We start from the raw sequence: 18,162 nt of genomic DNA, 5'->3' as shown, positions 1-18,162 counted from the left end.
GGCCCCCGGGTCCCGGGGGGGGGCGGCCCCGCCCCCCCCCCCCCCCCCCCCCCCCCCACCCCCCCCCCCCCCGCCCCCCCCCGCGCCCCCCCCCGCCCCACGACCGTCGGCCTGGTCGCCGGCGGGCTCGGCGCGTACTGGCCGCAGTTCCCCGACCTGCTCCCGCAGCTGCGGCGCTCGGCGGCACGGGTGGCCGAGCGCATGCGCGGGCTGGGGGACGTCGACGTCGTCGACGTCGGGTTCATCTCCGACGCCCAGGAGGGCGCCACGGCCGCCGAGCGGTTGCGGGTGGCCGGCTGCGACCTCATCGTCGGCTTCCTGACCACCTACATGACCGCCTCGATGCTGGTCCCGGTGGCCCAGCGCAGCGGCGCCCCGGTGCTGCTGATCAACCTGCAGCCCACCGAGCGGATGGACCACGCGACGTTCGACACCGGCGCGTGGCTGGCCTACTGCGGGGCCTGCCCGCTGCCGGAGATGGCCAACGCGTTCGACCGCGCCGGGGTGGCGTTCCGGTCGGTCTCGGGGTTCCTGGAGGACGACCGGGCGTGGGCGCGGATCGCCCGGTGGGTGCACGCCGCCGGGGTGCGCGGCGCGCTGCGGCACGCCCGCCACGGCCTGATGGGCCACCTCTACCCGGGCATGCTCGACGTCTCCACCGACCTGACCTCGGTCTGCACCCAGCTCGGTGGGCACGTGGAGGTGCTGGAGATCGACGACCTGCGGGTGCGGGCCGCCGCGGCGACCGACGCCCAGGTGGCCGAGCGGGTCGCGCTCACCCGCGCGGTGTTCGACGTCGACGCCGGCGTCGACCCGGACGACCTCGCCTGGGGCGCGCGGGTCTCGGTCGGCCTGGACCGGCTCGTCGAGGACTTCGCGCTGGACTCGCTGGCCTACTACCACCGCGGCCTCGACGGCGAGCAGCACGAGCGCCTCGGCGCCGGGCTGATCCTGGGCGCGTCGCTGCTGACCGCCCGCGGGGTGCCGGCAGCGGGGGAGTACGAGCTGCGCAACTCCATCGCGATGCTGGTCATGGACCGGCTGGGGGCGGGCGGCTCGTTCACCGAGCTGCAGGCGCTGGACTTCACTGCCGGGGTGGTGGAGATGGGCCACGACGGGCCCGCCCACCTGGGCATCAGCGCCGCCCGCCCGCGGCTGCGCGGGCTCGGGGTCTACCACGGCAAGCGCGGGTGGGGCGTCTCGGTCGAGTTCGACGTGCGCCACGGGCCGGTCACGCTGTGCGGGCTGGGGCAGCGCCGGGACGGGCGCTACGTGCTCGTCGCCGCGGAGGGCGAGGTGGTCGACGGCCCGCACCTGAGCATCGGCAACACCACCTCGCGCGTCGACTTCGGCGTCGACCCGGGCGAGTGGACCGACGCCTGGAGCGCGTCCGGCGTCGACCACCACTGGGCGCTGGGCACCGGGCACCGGCTGGCCGAGCTGGCCGCGGTGGCCGAGCTGGTCGGGCTGGAGTTCGTGGCGGTGTGAGCGGGACGGGGCGGGTGCGATGAGGGTCGCCGCCGTCGACCTGGGGGCCTCCAGCGGCCGGGTGATGGCCGCCGAGGTCGCGCCCGGTCGGCTGGAGCTCACCGAGGTGGCCCGGTTCCCGAACGGACCGGTGCGGCTGGGCGGCACCCTGCACTGGGACGTCCTGGCGCTCTACCGCGGCGTGCTCGACGGCCTGCGCGCGGCCGGTCCGGTCGCCGGCGTCGGCATCGACTCGTGGGCGGTGGACTACGGCCTGCTCGACCGGTCCGGCGCGCTGCTGGGCAACCCGGTGCACTACCGCGACTCCCGCACCGACGGGGTGCCCGACCGGCTGCACGAGACGCTGCCCGCGGCCGAGCTCTACGCCGCCACCGGCGTGCAGGTGCTGCCGTTCAACACCATCTACCAGCTGGTCGCCGCGGCGGGATCGGCCCAGCTCGGCGCGGCGCGCGGGTTGCTGATGATCCCCGACCTGCTCGGGTACTGGCTCACCGGCGCCCGCGTCGCCGAGGTCACCAACGCCTCCACCACCGGCCTGCTCGACGCCCGGCGCCGGGACTGGGCCACCGGGGTCATGGCCCGCGCCGGCATCGACCGCGCCCTGTTCGCGCCGCTGGTGGAGCCGGGGCAGCGGGTCGGGGAGCTGGCCGCGCACGTGCTCGCCGAGACGGGTCTGGAAGGCCCCGTGCCGCTGCTGGCCGTCGGCTCGCACGACACCGCGTCGGCGGTGGTCGGGGTGCCCGCGGAGGGGGAGCGCTTCGCCTACGTGTGCACCGGCACCTGGTCGCTGGTCGGCGTCGAGCTCGACGGGCCGGTGCTGACCGGGGCGAGCCGCGCGGCCAACTTCTCCAACGAGCTCGGCGTCGACGGCACGGTGCGCTACCTGCGCAACGTGATGGGCCTGTGGCTGCTGCAGGAGTGCCTGCGCGAGTGGGGCGACCCCGACCTGGGACCGCTGCTGGCCGCCGCGGCCGAGCAGCCCGGGCTGCGGGCCGTGGTGGACGCGGGCGACCCGGCGTTCATCGCCCCCGGCGACATGCCCGCCCGCATCGCCGCCGCGTGCGCCCGCCGCGGGCAGCCGCCCCCGTCCACCCGGGCCGCGACCGTCCGGTGCGTGCTGGACAGCCTCGCGCTCGCCCACCGGCGCACCGTCCGCGACGCCGCCGAGCTGTCCGGGCGGGAGGTCGACGTCGTGCACGTCGTCGGCGGGGGCGCGCGCAACGCGCTGCTCTGCCGGCTCACCGCCGACGCCTGCGGGCTGCCCGTGGTCGCCGGGCCGGTGGAGGCCGCGGCGCTGGGCAACGCGCTGGTGCAGGCCCGGGCGCTGGGCGCGGTGCCGGGCGGGTCGGGGGAGCTGCGCGCCCTGCTGCGCCGGACCCAGCAGCTGGTGCGCCACGAGCCGACCGGGAACGCGGCGGACTGGGACGCCGCCGACCGGTTGCTCGGCCGGCGACGCTGAGGTCCGAGCGCGCCGGGATCAGCCCCCGAACGCCCGCCGGGCGTGGCGGACCAGCTCCCGCAGGGCCGGGGCGGGCGGGCGGTCCGCCCACACGAGCGCCAGCACCGCGAGGTCGGGGACGTCGTCGATCAGCCGGGCGCGCAGGCCGTCGGCCCCGCCGACCATCGACTCGGACAGGATCGCCACGCCCAGCCCGCGGCGGGCCAGGTCGATCACCGCGCCGGGCGCCGCGGCCTGCAGCGCGATGCCCGGGCGCAGGCCGCGCTCGGCGCAGGCGCGGTCGAGGACCGTGCGGATGCCGGTGCCCTCGGGGAGGCAGACGATCGGGTGCCGGTTCACCGCGGCCAGCGCCGGCGGGTGCCCGTCGAGCAGCGGGTGGCCGTCGGGGACGGCGGCGACCAACCGCTCGCGCACGACGGTGAACGCGCTCAGCCCGGGCGGCGGATCGCCGTCCGTGCCGACCAGGGCGACGTCGGCCTCGCCGGACAGCACGAGCTCGATCAGCCGGTCGGAGCCGTCCTCCCGCAGGGTGATCCCGATGCCGGGGTGCGCCCGGTGGAACGCGGCCAGCGCCTCGAACAGCGGGGTGACCTCGCAGGCGGTGACCATCCCGACGACGAGCCGGCCACGGACCAGCCCGTTGACCTCGTCCACCGCGGCGCGCACCGCGGCGGCGCCGGCCAGCGCCGCCCTGGCGTGGACCAGCGCCGCCTCGCCTGCCCGGGTCAGCGTGGCGGTGCGGGTCGAGCGGTCGAACAGCGGCGCGCCCAGCTCCCGCTCCAGCCGGCGGATCTGCGCGCTGACCCCGGGTTGGCTGATGCGCACGCGGTCGGCGGCGCGGGTGAAGCCGGCCTCCTCGGCCACGGCCACGAAGTACTCCAGCTGCCGAAGTTCCATAACCGGTGATTCTAGTTCGGAGAAGAACCATCTCTTGGACTTCTCGACGTCCGGGGCCCAAGGTGGAGGGGCAAGCCAGTCCGCACACCCGAGGAGATGATCGAACGTGACGGCGCAGGAGAAGGCCCGCACCCCCGAGGACCTCACCCGGCTGTTCGTCGAACGGGCCAACGCCGGCGACGCCGCCGGCATCGCGGCGCTCTACGAGCCCGAGGCCGTCATGGCCTACCCGCCGGGCGAGCGCACGGTGGGCCGCGAGGCCATCCGCGCGCTGTGGGAGCAGGTGCTCGCGCACGCGCCGCGCTTCGAGCAGGAGGACCCGTTCCCGACACTGGTCAGCGGCGATATCGCGCTCACCTCGACCCCCGCCCGCGACGGCACCGGCGTCCGGGCCCAGGTCGTGCGCCGCCAGCCCGACGGCAGCTGGCTGCGCCTGCTCGACCAGCCGGAGTCCAACCCCCGCGCAGCTGAGCGCGCTCAGCCGGCCGGGACGTCGAGGACGTAGTCGCCGGTGTCCTCGTCCCACTCCATGACGACCAGGTCGCGGGCCCGGGCGGCGCGCACGAACGACAGGAAGTTGTTGAAGCCGTAGCGCTTCTCGCTGAAGCCCGGCTCGCGCTTGCGCATCTGGTTCTTCAACCCGCTCAGCTGCGGGCGCGACGACGGCGTGCGCAGCCGGGTGATCACCTCGACCAGCAGCCGGAACGCCGCCGCCTCCGCGGCCTCGGCCGACTCGCCCTGCGGGAAGGTGACCTCCGGGTCGCCCTGCGCCGAGCCCGGGCGCAGCTCCACCACGCGCTCGGTCTCCAGCCTGCGCAGCAGCTCGGAGAAGTTGCGGAAGCCGTGGTCGGCCTCGTCGAAGGTCGGGTCCTTGCGCAGGATGGCCCGCTTGACCCGGGACGCCAGCACCGGTCCGTCGGCGTGGCGCTGCAGGCCGGCGAGCGTGCGCGCCACCAGCGCCCCGAGGTCGCGGTCGTCGTCCTCGACCGACTCGTCGGCGGCAGGGGCCAGCACCTCGACCGGCGTCGCGGCCGGGGTCGGCGGGGCCTCGACCGGCGTCGCGCCGGCGGGCGGAGCCGCGGTGGGCCGGCGCCCCCGCCGCGGCCCGGCCGGCGGGATCGAGCGCTCGACGCCGGGCAGCCGGTCGTAGAACAGGAACTCGTCGCACGCCGGCGGCAGCAGCGCCGAGGTCGAGGACTGCACGCCGATGCCGATGACCCGCTTGTCCAGCTCGCGCAGCTTGTGCACCAGCGGGGTGAAGTCCGAGTCGCCCGTTCCGATGGCGAACGTGGTGATGAAGCCGCGCTCCAGGGCCAGCTCGACGGCGTCGACGGCGAGCTTGATGTCGGCGGCGTTCTTGCGCGAGCCGCCCAGCCGCTGCGGGATCTCGATGAGCTCGACCTGCGCGCGGGCCAGCAGCCTGCGGTCCTCGTCGAAGTAGGACCAGTCGGCGTACGCGCGGCGAGCGACGACTCGGCCGCGCTCGGCCAGCGCGTCGGCGATGGGCCCGAAGGCGAACGGGCTCACGCCGAGCCCGTCGCGGGCTCCGATCGCGAGGTTCTCGTAGTCCAGGAACAACGCGATGCGCTCGTCGTCGCTGATCACAGGGGTGCCGCCGATCGTCGGGTGCGGGAGCCGGGTCGGGTGACGATCATCCCGGGAGGCGGGCGGCGTGTCGATGCGGACGCGCCGCGCCGCGACCGGTCGACGCGGCGGGAACGTGCCAGAACCGTGCGCGGCAATTGTTCGTGCGCCCCCTCCGCGGACGCCATTCCCAGCGCCGGGCGGCACGAATTCCCGCGCGGTCGCTGTTGGGCCGACCGGATGAACCGTGGCGTCGGAGAGGGTGGACGCAGCGTGATCACGACGGGATCTCGCCTGGCGTGGCGCGGCGTGCTCGCAGACCCTGAGCTGCGAATACAGTGCCCGACAGGTCCCGTGATGTGATCAACTGATGCGTGTCGCGGGCCGTGCGGCGGACCGCGGCCGGTGCACTGCGTCCGGCGTTCGCATTCGAATCGCGCCATTCCCGGTTTTCTGTAGCATCCCCTCGCGTAGTCGCTCCCCAGCACTACACGCACTACGAGTCAAGGCCCTTCGGGGTGTGGAGGAATGATGGACACACGCGCGAAGAAGAGGGTCCTGTCGGCGGTCGTCGCCGTGGGCCTGGGTGCCGTCACGGTGGTCGGGGTGGGGGCCGCGACCGGCAACGGCGTCAGCTTCGACACCGTCGCCGAGGTCGCCGTCGACCCGGCGGCCGACCCGGCCGCCACCGCCGACGCCGGCCTGCGGGCGGCGCTGGTCACCGAGCTCGCCGCCGAGGAGGGCGTCACCGCGGCCGAGGCCGTCGTGACCGCGGTGGGCGGCGACGTGGCCGCCGCAGAGGAGGCGGCCGAGGCGATCGTGGCGGAGGACGCCGCGGCGGAGGACGCCGCCGATCCCGCTGCGGAGGATGCCGCGGCGGAGGACGCCGCCGCCGAGGACGCCGCTGATGCGGAGGCCGCCGCCGACGATCCGCTGGCCGCGGCCAGGGCGCGGCTGGACGAGCTGAAGGCGCTGGTCGCCGCGGCGGCCGCCGATGACGCCGCCGCGCAGGACGCGGCGGTCGAGGACGCGGCCGCGCAGGACGCCGCGGCCCAGGACGCGGCCGAGGCGGACGACGCCGAGGTGGTCGCGGCGGCCGAGGAGAGCCTGACCGCGGCCCACGTCACCCTGCTGGCCGCCCAGGAGGGGGTGACCGCGGCGGAGGCCGCGCTGACCGCCGCCGGTGGCGACGCGGCCGCGGTCGTGGCCGAGGTCGAGGCCGCGGCCGCGGATGTGGCCGCGGCGGAGGATGCCGCCGCCGACGATGCCGCTGAGGGTGCCGCCGACGATGCCGCCGAGGGTGCCGCCGACGACGCCGCCGAGGGTGCCGCCGACGACGCCGACGCCGGCAACGCCGCCGCCGAGGACTCGGCGGCCGTGCAGAACGCCGCCGGGCAGGGCGCGGCGGACGACGCCGACGCCGAGGACGCGCCGCCCGCCCGCGGTGCGGCCGCCCCCGAGCCCCCGGCGGCCGACGCCGCCGACGAGGCCGCGGCCGACGAGGCCGACAAGGCCGATGAGGCCGACGAGGCCCAGCCCGCCGACGAGGAGGCCGGCGACCACTGAGCCCACCGCCCCGGTCCCCGACCCGGTGCGGCGCGACGATCGCCGTCCCGCCCGTGCCCCGGTCCCGCTCCTCGGGCCGGGAGCACGGGCGGGACGGTCGTCGTCCGGGCGCGTCAGGTCGGCAGGACGGGGGTGAGCGCATAGGCGACCGCCATGCCGACGGCGACGGTCGCGCACGCCGCCGAGACCCCGCGGATCCAGGTGGTGCGCAGCGGCCGCGGCGCGGGGGCCGTCGGACCGACGCCCAGCATCGCGCGCTGCCGTCCGATCTCGCGGCGCAGCACGTTGGCGGCGCCGCGGATGGCGACCGCCAGCAGACCGGCCAGCACCAGGCCGATGGCGGCGTTCGACCAGGACGGCATGCGCACCGGGGTGGCCAGGAGCATCGCCCCCGGGATCGACAGCACGTGGATCAGCCACCACAGCCCGGTGCGGGCGACGACCCTGATCGGCGGGATCCCGGCGCCGCGCGCCCCCGCCGCCGGAGCGCGCGGGCCCGGCCGCCGACCCTCCGGCACGGCCGCCATCGCCTCGGTCGGCGACTCCACCACCGGGGCCCGGCCGGCCGCGGCCTGGAACCCGACCGGGTCGCCGCGCCCGATGCCGTCGGTCGGGAAGGCCCCCGGCGCGGGAGCGGCCGGTCGCGGTCGGCCGTGCGCCTGGGGCCCGCTCGGCGGGTGGCCCGCGGGTGGGCGCGGCTCCAGGACGTCCGCGACGGCCTGCAGGATCCGTTCGAGGTCGAGGTGGAAGGAGCTGTGCTCCACCTCGACCGCCTGGCGCCGCGAGAGCTCGCGGAGCGACTCGGGGAGGTCCTCGGGTGCCGGCATCCGCGCGTCGTCGACCAGCACGGGGATGACCCGGATCCGCCGTTCCAGCGCCGTCGTGATCTCCAGTACTACGAAATCGTGCGGGTCGTCGAGCCGGCGCCGACCCCGCGCGTCGGTCGCGGCCAGCCATTGCGGGCCGATCACGGCGATGAGGACGTCGCACCGACTCACGGCGGTGGTGATCGCGGTGACGAAATCCGTGCCCGGCGTGATGTTCTCGACGTCGAGGAACACCCGCTCGCGGCCGAACCGCTGGACGAGGCGGTCGTCGAGGCGCCCCGCCACGTGCTTGTCCTGCCTGCGGTAGCTGAGGAAGACGCCACCGGCTGCGCGCGGCATGGTCGCTCCGGGTTCGACGGGGACGGCGGTCGCGCTCGACCGCTCCGGGTCCGCGTCAGTACGCGCGTATCGGAGTGGGGAGCGGTCGACAACGGTAATCGACCGCCTGGATCTTCTGCCGCCGGCTCCCCGCGCCGTGTCGAATGCGGTGATCGAAAAGCCGTTGCGCCGCCGAACGGCGTCATTCATTGCGCTTTTCGCGGGATTCGAGGAGGTGGTATGGAGCGATCCGCCTGCGGAGTACTGCGTCGGACCCGCCCCGGTGGACCGGTGCGCCGCATCGTCGAGGGCACCGGTCCACCGGGGCGGACCCGTCGCGGGACCGCCGGTGGAGTTGGGGTCAGCCGGCGGGCTCCACCTGCACGCGATCGGCGTGCAGGCGCTCGAAGATCGGGGCGTCGCTGAACCGGAACAGGTCCAGCGCGGACTCCGCCGTCACCGCAAGCGGCACCCACGACGGCACGGCGACCAGGTCGCCGCGCTCGACGCGCCACTCGCGCTCACCCACCCGCACCGCGCCCGCGCCGTCGAAGACCTGCCACACCGACGAGCCCACCTCGCGCCGGGTCGCGGTGCGCGCGCCCGCGCGCAGCCGGTGCATCTCCGCGCGCATGGTCGGCATGACGTCGCCGCCGGTGGTCGGGTTGCTGAAGCGCACGGCCGCGTGGCCCGCCTCCAGCACGCCCGGGTGACCCTCGTCCTCCAGCGCGAGCTGGTCGGCCAGCGCGGCGTCGGTGTGCTCCCAGCGGTAGGCCGCGATGGGGGAGCTGGGCCGCGGGCCGGGCGCCGACACCGGGCGCAGGCCCGGATGGGCCCACAGCCGCTCCGCGCGCGAGCGGCTCGGCGCCGAACGGTCCGGCACGGCCTCCGGGCCGGGTTCGAAGAAGCCCGAGCCGATCATGTGCGCGAACGGGATGTCCAGGCCGTCCAACCAGGCCATCGGGGTGTCGGCGCGGTTGTGGTGGCCGTGGAAGCGCCAGCCCGGGGTGAGCAGGAAGTCGCCGCGGCGCATCGCCACCGGGTCGCCGTCGACCACGGTCCACACGCCCTCGCCCTCCACCACGAACCGGAAGGCGTTCTGGGTGTGGCGGTGCACCGGCGCGTCCTCGCGCGGGTTGAGGTACTGGATCGCCGCCCACAGCGTCGGGGTCGCGTACGGCGCGCCGCCGAGGCCGGGGTTGGCCAGCGCGATGGCCCGGCGCTCCCCGCCGCGGCCCACCGGGACCAGGTCGCCCGCGCGCTCGGCCAGTCGCAGCAGGCCCTGCCAACGCCACACGTGCGCGGCGGCGGCCGGGCGCGGGCTGGTCGGCATGAGGTCGCCGATCTCGGTCCACAGCGGCACCAGCAGCTCCGACTCGAAGCCGCGGTAGAGCTCCTCGAGCTCGGGCGACGGGGTGGGCTGCCCGGGGGCGTCCACCGCGCGCAGGCTCACCGGCGACACCACGGGGCTGTCGGCGGAGCTGTCGGTCGGGTTGATGGTGGAGGTCACGGCGCACCTTCCGGCTCGGTCGGAACCGACCCGGCGACGCTACGTCCGTTCCGCGGTCCGCGAGCTATCGTTCTGCTGTGCAGAACAGGCCGGCCTACGCGATCGACTCGGTCGACCACGCGCTGCGGCTGGCGACTCTGCTGCGCCAGGAGGGGCCGCTGGGCGTGAGCGAGGCGGCCCTCCGGCTGGGGGTGGCCCGCTCCACCGCCCACCGGCTGCTGGCCATGCTCGTCTACCGCGACTTCGCCGCCCGCGACGCCCGCCGCCGCTACGTCGCGGGGCCGGCGCTGGGTCGTCCGGTGCCGACCGAGCCCGTCGCCGAGCTGCGCAGCCTGGCCCTGCCGCACCTGCGCGCGCTCACCGAGCGCGTCGACGAGACCAGCAACCTGACGGTGCTGGTCGGCGACCAGGTGCGGTTCGTGGTGACGGTGGAGGCCGCCCGGGTGCTGCGCGTCGGCGACCGGGAGGGCCGCGCGCTGCCCGCGCACCTGGCCTCCGGTGGCAAGGCGCTCCTCGCTTCCCGCACCGACGAGGAGGTGCTCGCCCTCTACGCCGGGCCGCACCCGACCGTCCCGCCCGTCGTCGACACGGCCGCGCTGCTGCGGGAGCTGCGCCGCGTGCGCCGGCGCGGCTTCGCCCTCAACGACCGCGGCACCGAGGCGGGGGTCACCGCCATCGGGCGCGCGGTGCGCGGGCCGCGGGGCGCGGCCTCGATTGCGGTGTCGCTGGCCATGCCGACGTCGCGCTTCCGCCGCGACCGGCTCGCCGGCTGGGCGGGCGAGCTCGCCGAGACCGCCACCCGGATCGAGCGCGAGCTGGCCACGACCGGTTGATCGACGCCCGCTCCCGGCGCGCCGAAATCAGGTTACTGTTCGGCGGGTTCAGGTTCTGCGAAGGAGGAGAACGTGTCGGACGAGGTCCTCGTCGAGCGCCGCGGCGCCGTTCAGGTCATCACCATCAACCGCCCGGAGGCGAAGAACGCGCTGAACGTCGCGGTCGCCGAGGGCGTCGCCGAGGCGGTGGACGAGCTGGACGCCTCCGACGAGCTGTGGGTCGGGGTGCTGACCGGCGCCGGCGGCACGTTCTCGGCCGGCATGGACCTCAAGGCGTTCCTGCGCGGGGAGAGCCCGGCGATCGAGGGCCGCGGGCTGTGCGGCATCACCCAGACCCCGCCGCGCAAGCCGCTGATCGGCGCCGTCGAGGGCTGGGCGCTGGCCGGCGGCTTCGAGCTGCTGCTCGCCTGCGACCTCGTGGTGGCCGCGCGCACCGCCCGGTTCGGCGTCCCCGAGGTCAAGCGGTCGCTGGTCGCCGCGGGCGGCGCGGCGCTGCAGCTGCCCCGCCGGGTCCCGTTCGCGATCGCGCTGGAGATGCTGCTGACCGGCGAGCCGCTCGGTGCCGAGCGCGCCGCCGAGGTGGGCCTGGTCAACCGGCTCACCGACGAGGGCGGGGCGCTGGACGCCGCCGTGGAGCTGGCCACCCTGATCGCCGGCAACGGCCCGCTCGCCGTGGCCGCGACCAAGCAGGTCGCCCGCAGCAGCGCCGACTGGACGTTCGCCGAGGGCTGGGCCGAGCAGTCGAAGCTGATCGCCCCGGTGTTCTCCTCCGAGGACGCCCGCGAGGGCGCCACGGCGTTCGCCGAGAAGCGCGCCCCGGTCTGGAAGGGCCGTTAGTCACCTGGGCGCGTCGCTGCTCGACCGCGAGCGCGGCACACGGGCTCACGCCAGGCTGTCGAGTGCCTCGCGCGCGGCCGCGACCTGGGGGTGGCCGGCGCCAAGCGTCGCCGTGCTGATCGTCAGCGCGCGCTCGTACTCCGCGCGCGCCGCCGGGACGTCCCCCTGCGCGTGGATCACTCGGCCGAGGCTCATCCGGCGGGCGCCGACATCGGGGTGGTCGGGTCCGAGGACGTCCTCGCTGATCCGCAGGGCGTGCTCGTGCTCCGCTCTCGCCGCGTCGAGGTCTCCGGCCTCGAACAGCGCAAGGCCCAGGCTGTTGCGGACAACGGCGACGTCGAGATGGCCGGGTCCGAGCGCGTTCTCGCTGATCCGAAGGGCCCGGTCGAGTTCGGTGCGCGCGCCCGCGAGATCACCCATCGCGCGGAGCAGCCCGCCGAGGTTGTTGCGTAGGGTGCCGATCTTCGGGTGCCACGGGCCCAGCACCGCCTCGCAGATTCTCAGTGCCCGCTCGTAGTGGGTCCTGGCTTCGGCGAGTCGGCCCTGGGAGCGTAGGACCAGCGCCAGGTTGTTCCGGCGGGTGGCGATGTCCAGGTCGTCCGGTCCGGCCGTCCGCTCGCCGATCTCCAGCGCGCGCTCGAACTGCGCGCGCGCCCCGTCGAGGTCGCCCTGGGCGCGCAGAACGAGGCCGAGGTTGTTCCGCCGCGTGCCGACGTCGGGGTGCTCGGGTCCCAGAGCGTTCTCGCTGATCCGCAGCGCGTGCTCGTGCTCGGCTCGGGCGGCGGGGAGGTCGCCGACGTCCTGCAGCACCAGGCCGAGGTGGCTGCGGGTCGTGCCGACGTCGGGGTGGTCCGGGCCGAGGACGCGGACGGCGGTCCGCAGGGCCGCTTCCACCTGCTCGCGGGCCTGCGCCAGCTCGCCGCTGTTCCACAGCACCAGGCCCAGTTCCTCGCGCCGTGCCGCGACCTCGATGTGCTCCGGGCCCAGGGCCGCCTCGGTGAGCTCGACCGCGCGTCGGGACAGTGCCAGCGCTCGCCGGTACTGACCACGTGCTCGCAGGTAGGCGGCCGCGTGTCCGTAGAGCCAGCCGACCGGCTCGCCCGCGACGCCGAGCCGCTCCGCGTGCGCGGCCGCGGCTAGCACGTGTGGCAGGGCCTGTTCGCAGTCCGCCCACCGTCGCGCGTCCCGGGTGTCGTCGGGGAACGCCGCCCGGAGCAGCACGACCGCCGCCCGCGCCCACTCCCGCTCCTCGGCCGGAGCGAGGCGGGCCCGGATGACCGCCTGGACGAGCCGGTGCAGTCCGACGACCGAGGGGCCCACCGCGGCGAGCGAGTAGAGGCCGATCGAGGCCAGCATCGCGTTGTAGGCGATCGGGTCGCGCACGACCGAGGCCAGCTCCCCGGGCAGTGCCGAGGCGTGCTCGACGAACATGGATCGGGGGATCTCCGGGGCGAGCAGGGCGCACAGCGCCAGCAGCTTCTCGGCCAGCGGCGCCTGGGCGCGCACCTTCTCCAGCGAGACCGACCAGGTCGTGGCCACGCGGCGCTGGTCGGCGTCGGGCCCGGTCCAGATCGCCATCGCGGGCCGCGGGTGCTGCGGGGCCAGGTCGAAGAGCTCGCGGACACGGTGCCGGACCAGGCGGAGGTAGTCGCTCAGCGGCAGGTTGGTGGCCTCGAGGTAAGCGGCGGCCTCGTCCAGCGCTAGCGGGAGGTCGCCGAGCAGTTCGGCCAGGTCGTCGAGTTCCGCGGTATCCGCGGTCGGTACCCGCGAGCCGAGGAACCTGACCGATTCGGCACGGGCGAGCACGTCGAGCCGGAGCGGTTCGGCCAGCCGGCTCCAGGCCGCCCACCGGGACGTCACCAGCACGTTCCCCCGACCCGCAGGCGGCAGCAGACCGCGGAGCGCGGTGGGATGCTCGGCGTTGTCGTAGATCAGCAGCCAGCGGGTGCGTTCGCGCAGCAGGTCGAACAGGTGCTCGATGGCGGCACTCTGGTCTGCGGTCGCCGGCGCGCCCAGCCGGCGGGCCAGGGCGGCGAGGTCGGCGGCCGCGACCGTCGGCTGCTCGGCCGCGACCAGCCACACGACGTCGTAGTCGCTGGAGAACCGGTGCGCGAACTCCAGCACGAGCTCGGTCTTGCCGATGCCGCCGAGCCCGTGCACCGCCTCGACCGGCAGCACTGCGGCGAGGGTCGCGTCGCGCAACCGGTCGTGCAGGCGCTGCAGGAGCTCGTCACGGCCGGTGAAGCCGCGGTTGCGCCACGGGAGATTGCTCACCTCGGGTCCGGCGCCGGGGAAGCGCTCGCCCTCGGGCGGGTCCGCGGGGCGGCGCCTGGGTGGCCCGCCGGGGAACGCGGTGGATGCCGATCGGGGTGCGGCCGCGGCGACGCCGTCCAAGAGGCGTCGGCGGGCGGTCCGTTCGTCGGCGTCGACCAGATCGATGTGGATGCGGGTCCGCAGCAGGCCGGGCGGGTCGCACGGCTGGACCCGGACGGGGATCAGCAGCCCCGACTCGCCGCTGGGATCCGCGGCGAAGGCCGACCGCCACTCGGCCTCACCGAACTCGGAGGCGACGTAGGCGGGCGACAGCACCGCGAGGGTGCGAGCAGCCGCGCTCACGGCACGGTGCATCGCGTGGACGAAGTCCTGGCCGGGACGGAAGTCCAGGGTCTGGGAGACGGTCCGATAGCCCGCCTGCTCGAGCTCGACGGCGATCCACCGGGCCCAGGTCTCGTTCGTCGAGGTGAAGCTGATGAAGAAGTCGGGCCTGTCCCGATCGCCCACACCCACCCCCGTAGCGGACGCACTCGCCCCGGGACACGCCAGTTGACATTGAGTGTTCAGGGCGCTTCAGAGCGTCACGACGACGGTGTCAACATACTCGGGCCGCGCGCAGACCGGCGTCGGCCATCCGCGCGAACGCGCCGTGGTCGGCGGTCCGTCAGCCGCCCTCGTGCCCGATGCCGTTCTCGCCCCCGCGGGCGCGTCCCATGCCGGGCGGCGCGTACCGGTCGTGCCGGTGCGGGTGCCGGGGCCGTGCGGGCAGTTCGCCGGGCGGTCCGTCCCGCAGGGCGTCGAGGACGTCCGCGAGCTCGGTTCGTTCGTACACGTTCTTCCTTCACCGTCGGCCGGTCGGGGTGCTTCGTCAACGGTGCGCCGCGCTCGGCCGTTCCATTTCCCGGCGATTTCCAGGAATCAGGCGACGAACGATCGCCCTGGAGCGACGATTGGTTCCGTAGTCCGAGAAATGGTTACGGCGCGTGCGTTTGGCAATACGTCCGGCGAGTACCCGCGAGTACCGGAGTGGGCGTCAGGGGTACGTGCCTCGCTGCTCCGGCGCTCTGAAGTGGACGAAGTGTGGCCGGTCCGTGTGAGGTGAAGGGGAGCGACCGATCGGCTCGGTGTGATTGACCGGTCGCGATCTGCGATGCCGATGCAACGAATCGCAGAATTGATGCACGGATGCGCGCGCCGGCGAGTCGAAATCGTGCGACGGATCCTGCGTCTCCGGTCAGCCCGTTGTAGACCGACAGTGGTCACCGAAATGCGACGGATTGGGGACTTCTGTGACCAGAACGGCCGTGGTGGCTGCTGGCAAGCGCGGGTCTGCCCGCCCCCGGCGCGGGTGGGCTCAGTGCCACCAGGACGTGACGGCCTCGAGGTGGCGGCGCATCCGGTGGCGGGCCAGGCCGGTGTCGCCGGCCAGGATCGCGTCGAGGATCCGCTGGTGGAACTTCTCCACCTCGCCCGCGGCCTCGTCGCCGGGCGGCGGCTCGTCCTGGACGGCGGTGTGCCTGCGGAACAGCTCGGTGATGATCCGCAGGAACAGCGCGAGGACGGGGTTCCCCGACAGCTCGGCCAGCTCGGTGTGGAAGGCGTCGGGCTTGGCCGGGTCGTCGGCGGGGCCCTCGGAGGGCCAGCGGACCGCGGCGGAGAGGCGGCGGCCGACCTCGGGGTCGGTGTGCCGGTCGACCACGGCCGCCAGCACCCCGAGCTCGACGGCGTCGCGCACGACGCGCAGGTCGTCGCGGGTGACCTTGCGGTACTCCAGGTGCAGCGCCATGGTGGCGATGCTGGCCTGCGGGTCGGGGCGGGTGACGACGAGTCCGCCGCCGGGGCCGCGGCGCATGCGGGCGACGGCGTGGTGCTCGAGCAGCCGGACGGCCTCGCGCAGGACGGCGCGGCTGATGCGGTAGCGGGCGAGCAGGTCGGCCTCGGAGCCGAGCACGGCGCCGACCGGCCAGCCCTGCTGGGCGATCTCGTCCTGGATGCGGGCGGCGACCACCTCGGCCAGCTTGGCCCGGGGCCCTTCCACCGGCCCCGTCGCCGGCTCGGCCGTTCCCGGCGCGGCCGGTCCGCGGGGCACGCGGCGCACCCGGTTCTCCGCGATCCACGCCGCGACCGCCTGCAGGTGGCGGGTGAGCCGGGTCTGCGCCCGCGCGCCCTCGCCGGCGATCACCGCGGCGGCGACCGCGGAGTGCTCGGTGTGGGAGTCGACCTTGGCCGCGCGGACCCTGGTCTTCGGGGTGCGCTGCGACGTGTGCGCGTAGCGCGTGGTGAGCCGGGTGAGCACGTCGACGAACAGCCGCAGCACGGGGTTGCCCGACAGCTCGGCCAGCAGCACGTGCAGCGCGTCCTGCGAGCGGATGCCGGGCTCGTCGAGCCGGTCGACCTCGGCGGCCAGCGCCGCGCGCAGCCGGTCGATCCCCTCCTCGGTGATCCGCTCGGCGGCCAGCCCGGCGGCCAGCGGCTCCAGCAGCACCCTGGCCTGCAGCAGGTCGGAGACGGTGGTGCCGACGTACTCCAGGTAGATGACCATGGCCCGGGTGGCCGGGCCGGTGTCCGGGGCGGTGACGAACAGCCCGCCGTTGGGGCCGCGGCGCATGCGGGCGACCTGGTGGTGCTCGACCAGCCGCACGGCCTCGCGCAGCACCGACCGGCTCACCCCGAACCGCTCGCGCAGGTCCATCTCCGAGCCCAACGACAGCCCGACCGGCCAGCCGCGGCGCACGACCTCGGCCTCGATGCCCCGGGCGACCTGGGAGGCCAGCTTGCCGGTGCCGGTCGCCTCGACCGGCGCGGGCTCGACGGCGACGACGCCCCCCGCGCCGGGCGGGCCGGTCGGACGCGCCTCACCCGGCGGCAGGTCGATCCCGGGTGTCGCCATGGCGGCCTGCTCTCCTCACTGCTACCGGTACGCGGTCCGCGCACAGCCCACCCGCGGAGAGGTCGCGTGAAGAGGTCACTGTACGCGCTGCCCCGGCCTCGCCCACCGCGCTGCCGGTCTCGCGGCGGCGGCGAGTCGCGACAGGGCGCTCAGTCCCACCAGGGAGAGAGGGCGTCGAGGTGGCGGCGCATGCGCCGGCGGGCCGCCGCGGCGTCGCCGTCGAGCACGGCCTGCAGGATCCGCTCGTGGACCGCGCGCACCTCGGCGGCGACCTCGTCGACCGGCGGTGGGCGCTCCTGGGCGGAGGTGTGCGCGCGGAACAGCTCGGTGAGCACCCGCAGGAACAGCGCCAGCACCGGGTTGCCCGCCAGCTCGGCGAGCTCGGTGTGGAACGGGTCGGCCCGGGTGGCGTCGCCGATCGGGCCGTCGGTGACGTGGGCGGCGGCCGCGCGCAGCCCGGCGACGGTGTCCGGGTCGAGCGGACGCCGGGCGCGTTCGGCCAGCGCCAGGTCGAGGACCCCCAGCTCGACGGCGTCGCGGGCGACGCGCAGGTCGTCGCGGGTGACCTTGCGGTACTCCAGGTGCAGGGCCATGGTGGCGATGCTGGCCTGCGGGTCGGGGCGGGTGACGACGAGTCCGCCGCCGGGTCCTCTGCGCATGCGGGCGACGGCGTGGTGTTCGAGGAGCCGGACGGCCTCGCGCAGGACGGCGCGGCTGATGCGGTAGTGGTTGAGCAGGTCGGCCTCGGAGCCCAGCACCGTGCCCAGCGGCCAGCCGCGCACGGCGATGTCCGTGCGGATGCGGGTGGCCAGCACCTCGGCCAGCTTCGCCCGGCCCGCGGCCGACGGCTCGGGCGGGCCGGGGCGCAGCGGCGGGCGGACGGCGCCCGGCGGGCGGTGCTCCGCGAACCAGGCCGCCTCGGCGGCGAGGTGCTCGCGCATCAGGGTGGCGGCGCGCTCGCCGTCGCCGTCGGCGACCGCGGCGACCACCGAGCCCCGCCGTCGCAGTGCCTCCGCCGGGCCTGCGGTGCGTCCGGTGCGTGTCGCCTCGTGCGCGTAGCGGCTGGTGAGGCGGGTCAGCACGTCGACGAACAGCTCCAGCACCGGGTTGCCCGACAGCTGCGCCAGCAGCACGTGCAGCCGGTCGCACGCCTGCGGCGCGGGGGCGTCGGCGCGCTCGGCGTCGAGCGCGGTGCGGGCGCGGTCGAGGCCGTGCTCGTCGGCCCGTCCGGCGGCGAGCGCGACGGCCAGCGGTTCGACCAGCGACCGGGCGTGCAGCAGGTCGGAGACGGTGGTGCCGACGTACTCCAGGTAGATGACCGTGGCCCCGGTGGCGGGTCCGGCGTCGGGCGCGGTGACGAACAGCCCGCCGCTGGGGCCGCGGCGCATGCGGGCGACCTGGTGGTGCTCGACCAGCCGCACGGCCTCGCGGAGCACGGCGCGGCTGACCCCGAACCGCTCGCGCAGCTGGGGCTCCGAGCCCAGCGAGGCGCCCACGGGCCAGCCCCGGCGCAGCACCTCGGCCTCGATGCCGCGGGCGACGTGGGCGGCCAGCGTGCCGGGCGGCACGCACGGCGGCGGGGCGGACCACCGGACCGGGGGACCGGTGTCGACGCCTGCTGCCGACATGGGCCATCTCCTCGGCGGGTGGGGGTGGGGCCCAGTTTAGGGACCGCTCCC

14 protein-coding genes are annotated in these 18,162 nt (G+C 75.7%); 6 read left to right on the top strand and 8 right to left on the bottom strand.

Features of this window, described 5'->3' with window-relative positions; all coding sequences use genetic code 11:
* Window positions 1-201: 201 nt before the first annotated feature.
* Together KDL28_RS01090 and KDL28_RS01085 are read left to right on the top strand one after the other, a co-directional pair.
* Window positions 202-1,488, top strand: a complete 1,287-nt coding sequence (locus tag KDL28_RS01090) for an L-fucose/L-arabinose isomerase family protein (protein ID WP_252435229.1) — start codon at window positions 202-204, stop codon at window positions 1,486-1,488.
* A gap of 19 nt (window positions 1,489-1,507) precedes the next feature.
* Window positions 1,508-2,947, top strand: coding sequence for a rhamnulokinase (locus KDL28_RS01085; RefSeq protein WP_252435228.1), 1,440 nt, complete (start codon window positions 1,508-1,510; stop codon window positions 2,945-2,947).
* An 18-nt stretch (window positions 2,948-2,965) separates the two neighbouring features.
* Here KDL28_RS01085 and KDL28_RS01080 read toward each other — a convergent pair whose 3' ends face one another.
* The gene (locus KDL28_RS01080; protein ID WP_252435227.1) at window positions 2,966-3,844 is read right to left on the bottom strand and encodes a LysR family transcriptional regulator; all 879 of its coding nucleotides are present in this window, start codon (window positions 3,842-3,844) and stop codon (window positions 2,966-2,968) included.
* A gap of 106 nt (window positions 3,845-3,950) precedes the next feature.
* Here KDL28_RS01080 and KDL28_RS01075 point away from each other — a divergent pair, with 106 nt between their 5' ends.
* On the top strand, window positions 3,951-4,349 hold the full coding sequence (locus KDL28_RS01075; RefSeq protein ID WP_252435226.1) for a YybH family protein: 399 nt from the start codon (window positions 3,951-3,953) through the stop codon (window positions 4,347-4,349).
* Here the strand turns inward: KDL28_RS01075 and KDL28_RS01070 are convergent.
* Window positions 4,322-5,449: an NYN domain-containing protein gene (locus tag KDL28_RS01070; RefSeq protein ID WP_252435225.1), complete on the bottom strand. Its 1,128-nt coding sequence runs from the start codon at window positions 5,447-5,449 to the stop codon at window positions 4,322-4,324. The genes KDL28_RS01075 and KDL28_RS01070 overlap by 28 nt on opposite strands.
* Window positions 5,450-5,959: 510 nt before the next feature.
* Here KDL28_RS01070 and KDL28_RS01065 point away from each other — a divergent pair.
* Window positions 5,960-6,994, top strand: a complete 1,035-nt coding sequence (locus KDL28_RS01065; protein ID WP_252435224.1) for a hypothetical protein — start codon at window positions 5,960-5,962, stop codon at window positions 6,992-6,994.
* Between the two features lie 113 nt (window positions 6,995-7,107).
* Here the strand turns inward: KDL28_RS01065 and KDL28_RS01060 are convergent, their stop codons facing one another.
* Together KDL28_RS01060 and KDL28_RS01055 are read right to left on the bottom strand one after the other, a co-directional pair.
* Window positions 7,108-8,160, bottom strand: a complete 1,053-nt coding sequence (locus KDL28_RS01060; protein ID WP_252435223.1) for a toll/interleukin-1 receptor domain-containing protein — start codon at window positions 8,158-8,160, stop codon at window positions 7,108-7,110.
* A 340-nt stretch (window positions 8,161-8,500) separates the two neighbouring features.
* Window positions 8,501-9,604 (bottom strand): cupin domain-containing protein, encoded by a 1,104-nt coding sequence (locus tag KDL28_RS01055; RefSeq protein ID WP_252435233.1) that lies wholly within the window; start codon window positions 9,602-9,604, stop codon window positions 8,501-8,503.
* A 122-nt stretch (window positions 9,605-9,726) separates the two neighbouring features.
* Here KDL28_RS01055 and KDL28_RS01050 point away from each other — a divergent pair, with 122 nt between their 5' ends.
* A complete protein-coding gene (locus tag KDL28_RS01050; RefSeq protein WP_252435222.1) occupies window positions 9,727-10,482 on the top strand; it encodes an IclR family transcriptional regulator in 756 nt (251 codons plus the stop codon).
* Between the two features lie 72 nt (window positions 10,483-10,554).
* Entirely contained in the window at window positions 10,555-11,319 is a 765-nt protein-coding gene (locus KDL28_RS01045; protein ID WP_252435221.1) for a crotonase/enoyl-CoA hydratase family protein, read from the top strand.
* Between the two features lie 45 nt (window positions 11,320-11,364).
* Here the strand turns inward: KDL28_RS01045 and fxsT are convergent, their stop codons facing one another.
* From fxsT to KDL28_RS01025, 4 genes are all read right to left on the bottom strand, one after another.
* Complete coding sequence (gene fxsT / locus KDL28_RS01040; protein WP_252435220.1) at window positions 11,365-14,100, bottom strand: FxSxx-COOH system tetratricopeptide repeat protein; 2,736 nt, start codon at window positions 14,098-14,100, stop codon at window positions 11,365-11,367.
* Window positions 14,101-14,257: 157 nt separating this feature from the next.
* On the bottom strand, window positions 14,258-14,425 hold the full coding sequence (locus KDL28_RS01035) for a hypothetical protein (protein ID WP_252435219.1): 168 nt from the start codon (window positions 14,423-14,425) through the stop codon (window positions 14,258-14,260).
* Between the two features lie 522 nt (window positions 14,426-14,947).
* Window positions 14,948-16,483: a FadR/GntR family transcriptional regulator gene (locus KDL28_RS01030; RefSeq protein WP_252435218.1), complete on the bottom strand. Its 1,536-nt coding sequence runs from the start codon at window positions 16,481-16,483 to the stop codon at window positions 14,948-14,950.
* A gap of 149 nt (window positions 16,484-16,632) precedes the next feature.
* The gene (locus KDL28_RS01025) at window positions 16,633-18,111 is read right to left on the bottom strand and encodes a FadR/GntR family transcriptional regulator (protein ID WP_252435217.1); all 1,479 of its coding nucleotides are present in this window, start codon (window positions 18,109-18,111) and stop codon (window positions 16,633-16,635) included.
* Window positions 18,112-18,162: the final 51 nt, after the last annotated feature.

This window comes from Pseudonocardia humida (assembly GCF_023898865.1).
Lineage (GTDB): Bacteria > Actinomycetota > Actinomycetes > Mycobacteriales > Pseudonocardiaceae > Pseudonocardia > Pseudonocardia humida.
This window is presented reverse-complemented; position numbering and strand designations above follow the sequence as displayed.

Coding starts and splice junctions, on each gene's coding strand:
- KDL28_RS01090 (WP_252435229.1), top strand. CDS start 202: ATGCGCGGGCTGGGGGACGTCGACGTCGTCGACGTCGGGTTCATCTCC.
- KDL28_RS01085 (WP_252435228.1), top strand. CDS start 1,508: ATGAGGGTCGCCGCCGTCGACCTGGGGGCCTCCAGCGGCCGGGTGATG.
- KDL28_RS01080 (WP_252435227.1), bottom strand. CDS start 3,844: ATGGAACTTCGGCAGCTGGAGTACTTCGTGGCCGTGGCCGAGGAGGCC.
- KDL28_RS01065 (WP_252435224.1), top strand. CDS start 5,960: ATGGACACACGCGCGAAGAAGAGGGTCCTGTCGGCGGTCGTCGCCGTG.
- KDL28_RS01060 (WP_252435223.1), bottom strand. CDS start 8,160: ATGCCGCGCGCAGCCGGTGGCGTCTTCCTCAGCTACCGCAGGCAGGAC.
- KDL28_RS01030 (WP_252435218.1), bottom strand. CDS start 16,483: ATGGCGACACCCGGGATCGACCTGCCGCCGGGTGAGGCGCGTCCGACC.
- KDL28_RS01025 (WP_252435217.1), bottom strand. CDS start 18,111: ATGTCGGCAGCAGGCGTCGACACCGGTCCCCCGGTCCGGTGGTCCGCC.